The sequence below is a fragment of the Mesorhizobium sp. M1A.F.Ca.IN.022.07.1.1 genome (assembly GCF_003997575.1).
Classification (GTDB): domain Bacteria; phylum Pseudomonadota; class Alphaproteobacteria; order Rhizobiales; family Rhizobiaceae; genus Mesorhizobium.
Genome location: NZ_RZST01000399.1, coordinates 1 through 4,789, shown reverse-complemented (window position 1 = coordinate 4,789; position 4,789 = coordinate 1). Strand labels below are relative to the sequence as shown.

6 protein-coding genes and 1 pseudogene are annotated in these 4,789 nt (G+C 66.9%); 5 read left to right on the top strand and 2 right to left on the bottom strand.

The genetic code is table 11. From position 1 onward, the window contains the following. The 5 genes from EOA75_RS28895 to EOA75_RS35305 all read left to right on the top strand — a co-directional run. A partial coding sequence (locus tag EOA75_RS28895; protein WP_164747623.1) for an ABC transporter permease occupies positions 1-788 on the top strand: 788 nt, incomplete at its 5' end. Continuing rightward, positions 785-1,609, top strand: a complete 825-nt coding sequence (locus tag EOA75_RS28890; protein WP_127325759.1) for an ABC transporter ATP-binding protein — start codon at positions 785-787, stop codon at positions 1,607-1,609. The genes EOA75_RS28895 and EOA75_RS28890, both read left to right, overlap by 4 nt. Continuing rightward, a complete protein-coding gene (locus tag EOA75_RS28885) occupies positions 1,606-2,385 on the top strand; it encodes an ATP-binding cassette domain-containing protein (RefSeq protein ID WP_127325758.1) in 780 nt (259 codons plus the stop codon). Before EOA75_RS28890 ends, EOA75_RS28885 begins: the two co-directional genes overlap by 4 nt. Continuing rightward, on the top strand, positions 2,382-2,663 hold the full coding sequence (locus EOA75_RS35310) for a hypothetical protein (RefSeq protein ID WP_245466770.1): 282 nt from the start codon (positions 2,382-2,384) through the stop codon (positions 2,661-2,663). The genes EOA75_RS28885 and EOA75_RS35310 overlap by 4 nt, the downstream gene beginning before the upstream one ends. A 15-nt stretch (positions 2,664-2,678) precedes the next feature. Beyond that, positions 2,679-2,888, top strand: coding sequence for an L-2-amino-thiazoline-4-carboxylic acid hydrolase (locus EOA75_RS35305; protein ID WP_281058583.1), 210 nt, complete (start codon positions 2,679-2,681; stop codon positions 2,886-2,888). A gap of 81 nt (positions 2,889-2,969) precedes the next feature. Here the strand turns inward: EOA75_RS35305 and EOA75_RS28875 are convergent, their stop codons facing one another. Further along, the gene (locus EOA75_RS28875) at positions 2,970-4,262 is read right to left on the bottom strand and encodes an FAD-binding oxidoreductase (RefSeq protein WP_164747622.1); all 1,293 of its coding nucleotides are present in this window, start codon (positions 4,260-4,262) and stop codon (positions 2,970-2,972) included. A 2-nt stretch (positions 4,263-4,264) separates the two neighbouring features. After that, positions 4,265-4,789: pseudogene (locus EOA75_RS28870) on the bottom strand (glutamine synthetase); the annotation flags it as partial.

Here is a 4,789-nt window from a genome sequence, read left to right as displayed (position 1 = left end):
CCGGCGCACTCATCCTCGCCTTACTCGTCGCGATCGCGTTGGCAGCGCCGCTGCTCTTTCCGGGCGACCCGCAAGCGATTGCCGGCCCGGCCTTGCTGCCGCCGTTGCAAAATTGGTCGCTGCCGCTCGGCACCGACCGGCTCGGCCGCGACGTGCTGGCCGAACTTTTCCACGGCGCGCGCACCTCGCTGGCGGTTGGACTAGCGGCGGCCGCCGCTGCGCTTCTGGTCGGCGCGGTGGTGGGCACGCTGGCCGGCTTCGCCGGGGGCCTGATCGACGAGGTGCTGATGCGCATCACGGACGCCTTCCAGACCGTGCCGAGTTTTTTGCTGGCGCTGGCCTTCGTCAGCATCGTCGGCCCCTCGCTTGGAGTGGTGATCGCGGCCATCGCGCTCGGCGCCTGGACCGGGCCGGCGCGGGTGGCGCGCGCGGAAGTCCTGTCGATCCGCGAGCGCGACTATGTCGCCGGCGCTCGCGTCATCGGCATGCATCCGCTCGAGATTGCCTTTCGCGAGGTGCTCCCCAATGCGCTGCCGCCGGTGCTGGCGCTTTCCTCGGTGATCGTCGCGGCCGCCATCCTCACCGAAGCAGCGCTTTCCTTCCTCGGCCTCGGTGATCCCAACCGCGTCACCTGGGGCGGCATGATCGCCGAAGGCCGCACTGTCTTGCGCACCGCGCCTTTCCTGTCGATCGTTCCCGGTATCGCGCTGGTGCTGACCGTTCTCGGCATTTACCTCGCCGGCGAGGGCGTGGTGGAAAGCACCGCGGTACGCAGGAGCCTGTCGTGACTGCGCTGCTTTCGATCCGCGATCTGACCGTGCGGTATCGGCGAGACGGCGTCGAGGTAACGGCGCTGAAGGGCATCAGCCTTGATGTGGAAGCCGGGGAACGCCTTGCGATCATCGGTGAGAGCGGCTCGGGCAAGAGCACGCTGGCGCTGGCGGTTGCGGGATTGTTGGCGGAAGCGGCCGAGGTTGGAGGTTCGATCGAGTGGCAGAAACCTCGATCGTCTCACTCCGTGACAGCTTCGCATTTTCAGCCCTTAGGTGGCCGCGACATCGGCTTCGTCTTCCAGGACCCCTCCTCCAGCCTCGACCCGGTGATGCCGGTCGGCAAGCAAATCGCCGAGGTCGCACGCACGCATCTCAACCTCACCTGGCGCGAGGCCTATGCCAAAGCCAAAACCCTGCTCGAGCGCGTCCGCCTGCCCGACTCCGAAGCCGTCTTGCGCGCCTATCCGCACCAGCTGTCCGGCGGCCAGAAGCAGCGCGTTGCAATCGCCGCGGCCATCGCCGCCGCCCCGAAACTGCTGATTGCTGACGAGGCGACCAGCGCGCTCGACACCATCGTCCAGGCCGAGATCGTTTCCCTGATCCGCGGGTTGGTCAACGAGGACGGCCTGACGCTCGCCTTCATCAGCCACGACATCGCGCTCGCCGCCACGCTCGCCGAACGCATCGCGGTGCTGCGTCATGGCGAGTTGGTCGAATTGGGCGACACGGACCAGATCCTCAACGCGCCGCGCCATGCCTATACGCGCACGCTGCTCGATGCCCATCTCGGCCTCGACGCCAAGCCGCTTCTTGACCGGCAAGGCGCCCCGGCATGACCGTGCTCGCCGTCTCCAATCTCTCCAAGCGCTATCGCCACGGCGGCAAACCCTTTGCGGCGGTCGACGATGTCTCGTTTGAGATCGGCCCGGCCGAAACGCTGGCCGTCGCCGGCCCGTCCGGCAGCGGCAAGTCGACCGTTGCGCGGCTGGTACTGCGCCTGCTAGAGCCCGACGCCGGGCGCATCCAATTTGAGGGCGCGGACTTGCTTATCTTGTCGGGCGCCGCGTTGCGCGCCCGCCGTGCCCGCCTCCAGATGGTCTTCCAGGATCCGCTCGCCGCCTTTAACCCGCGCTCCACCGTGGCGCGTGCGCTGGACGATCCGTTGCGCATCCACGGCATCGCCTCGCGCTCGGAGCGCCCGCGCCGCATCGCAGCTCTCTTGGAGCGTGTCGGCCTCGATGCCGGCCTTGCCGCGCGCGCGATCCACGAGATTTCCGGCGGCCAGCGCCAGCGGGTAGCGATCGCCCGCGCCATCGCCACCCGACCGGCGCTGATCGTCCTCGACGAGGCGGTCTCGGCGCTCGACGTTTCGGTGCGCGGACAGATCCTGGACTTGCTGCTCGACCTGCAAAGACAGGAACAGATCGCCTATCTCTTCATTTCGCATGATCTCGGCGTAATCCGCGCCGTCGCGCATCGCATCGTTCTCCTCGATGCCGGCCGGGTCGCCGAGAGCGGCGACGCCCGCACCGTCATCGCCAGCCCGCAATCGGCGGTCGGCAAGGCGCTGGTGGCGGCAACCCCGAGGCTGAATAGGATCAAAACACCATGACCGACTCCGACGCAGCCATTGCCGAAAAACTGTCGCGCGAGCTCGACTCCGCCTTTCGCAACAGGGGCGATCTCTATCGCCTCTTCCTCGATGAGCTGACCGCCGAACTTGGCGCCGAGAAGGCCGAAGCGGTAATGATCCGCACCATCGAAAAGCGCGGCCAGGAAGTCGCAGCGGCCGCTTTCGCCGGTTTCGGCCCCAATGATGCGCTGGCGATCGGCGAAGCGTTCCTTTCCGTCAGCCCGGATGGCGGGCGCATGTATCCGACCGCCGTCTAGCGCGGGCCGGACCGCATCGCTTTCAAGGTGAAGCGCTGCCCGCTGAAGGATGCGTGGGTCGAGGCCGGCGTCGGCGACGAAAAGCTTGCCACGCTCTGCCGCATCGCCGGCGCCTTCGACCGCGGACTGTTCGAAGCAACCGGCGTGCGCTTCGCCAACGTGACCTGGACGCCGGACCACGGCTCCGGCTGCTGCCACGTCGCGCTGACCAACCGCGACACCTAGCGAGCCGACGATTTGACTTTCGGCCGAAGACGTGCAGTTCCGCGCCGGATTCGTCGCCGGCACCGACGGGAAAGTCGGCGCTCAACGCCTGAGGCGATCGCGCATCGCATACCACAGCATGCCGAGCACATAGAGCGGCCCGCGCAGCGCCGTGCCGCCGGGGAACGGCAGCGGCGTCAGCGTCGAGAACAGGTCGAGCCGCGAGGCGTCGCCGGTGATCGCTTCCGCGAGCAGCTTGCCCGACAGCGTCGACAGGATGACGCCCTTGCCGGAATAGCCATGCGCGAAATAGACCTCGCCATAATGCCCGACATGCGGCAGGCGCGACGTCGTCACAGACACGAGCCCGCCCCAGGCATGGTCGATCCGGCACCCCCTAAGCTGTGGGAAGGTCTTTTCCATATGCGGCCGCACGAAGCCGCCAATGTCGGCGGGCGGCGAGGGCGTATAGCGCTCGCCGCCGCCGAACAGCAGGCGGCCATCCGCGGACATGCGGTAGTAATTGACCACGAAAAGCGTGTCCGAAACCGCGGCGTTGGACGGGATGACGTTGCGCGCGCCCAACGGCTCGGTGGCGACGATGTAGTTGCCGATCGGCATGATGCGGCTGTTGACGCGCGGCTCGAGCCCGTTGAGCAGCGCATCGCCGGCCAGCACCACATGCCTGGCACGGACCGAGCCCTTGTCGGTGAACACCCGGATAAAGGGTTCGCGCTCCAGCCGGACGGCGACCGAGTTCTCGTGGATGGTGACGCCAGCGGCAGAAGCGGCCCCAGCGAGCCCCAGCGTGTAGTTCAGCGGATGCATGTGTCCGCCGAGCGTCTCGAAGGATGCACCGAGATAAGGCGTATCGACCATGCGCCGCGCCTCCGCCGCCGACAGGATCTCGACATGCGGGAAGTCCATCACCTTGGCGAGGCACTCGGCCTCCTCCTCGAATTCGCGCATGTCGGAGCCGTTGACCGCGCCGACCAGATGGCCGGTCAGCCGCAAGTCGCATTCGATGCCGTGGCGCTCGATAATGTCGAGCACCAAGCTTCGCGCCTCGAAGGCGAGGTCGAACAGCGCCTTCGCCCGCTCCGGCCCGAACGCCCTAACCAACTCCTTGGCGCCCTTGCGCAGACCGGGGATTATCTGGCCGCCATTGCGCCCAGAGGCACCCCAGCCGATCTTGCCGCCTTCGAGCAGCACCACTTTAAGGCCGCGTTCGGCCGCATGGAGCGCCGCCGAAAGCCCGGTGCAGCCGCCACCGACGACCACCAGGTCGGCTTCTGCATCGCCGGTAAGCGCCGGATGGTCCGGCGCCGGATTGGCAGTCGCCACATAATAGGATTTGCCGATATCAAGACCGGAATTGAAACCCGTCGAAGCCATGGTCACACCTTGAGCAGCAGATGGTCGCGTTCCCACGACGTCACCACGGTCTGGAACAGGTCGAGCTCTACGCTTTTCACGCGCAGATAGGTTTGGAAGAAATCCTCCCCGAGCAGCACCCGCACCGGCTCGCAGGCGGCGAAACGGTCGAGCGCTTCCTCCATGGTCTTGGGCAGCGTGCTCTGGCTGCGATAGGCGTTGCCGAAGGCCTCCGGCGAGCGGGCCAGCTTCTCCTCGACGCCGAGATATCCGGCGATGAGCGAGCCGGCGATGGCGAGGTAGGGATTGGCGTCGGCGCCGGGCAGCCGGTTCTCCACCCGCCGCGCGGCGCGCCCGCCCATTGGCACCCGCAAGCCGCAGGAGCGGTTATCATGCGACCATTCGATATTGGCGGGCGCGCTGTGGCCCGGCCGGATGCGGCGATACGAGTTCACGTTCGGTGCAAACAGCGGCATGATTTCAGGCACGTATTTCTGCAGGCCGCCGATGAAGTGCGCGAACATTTCTGTGTCCTCGCCGTCTTTGCC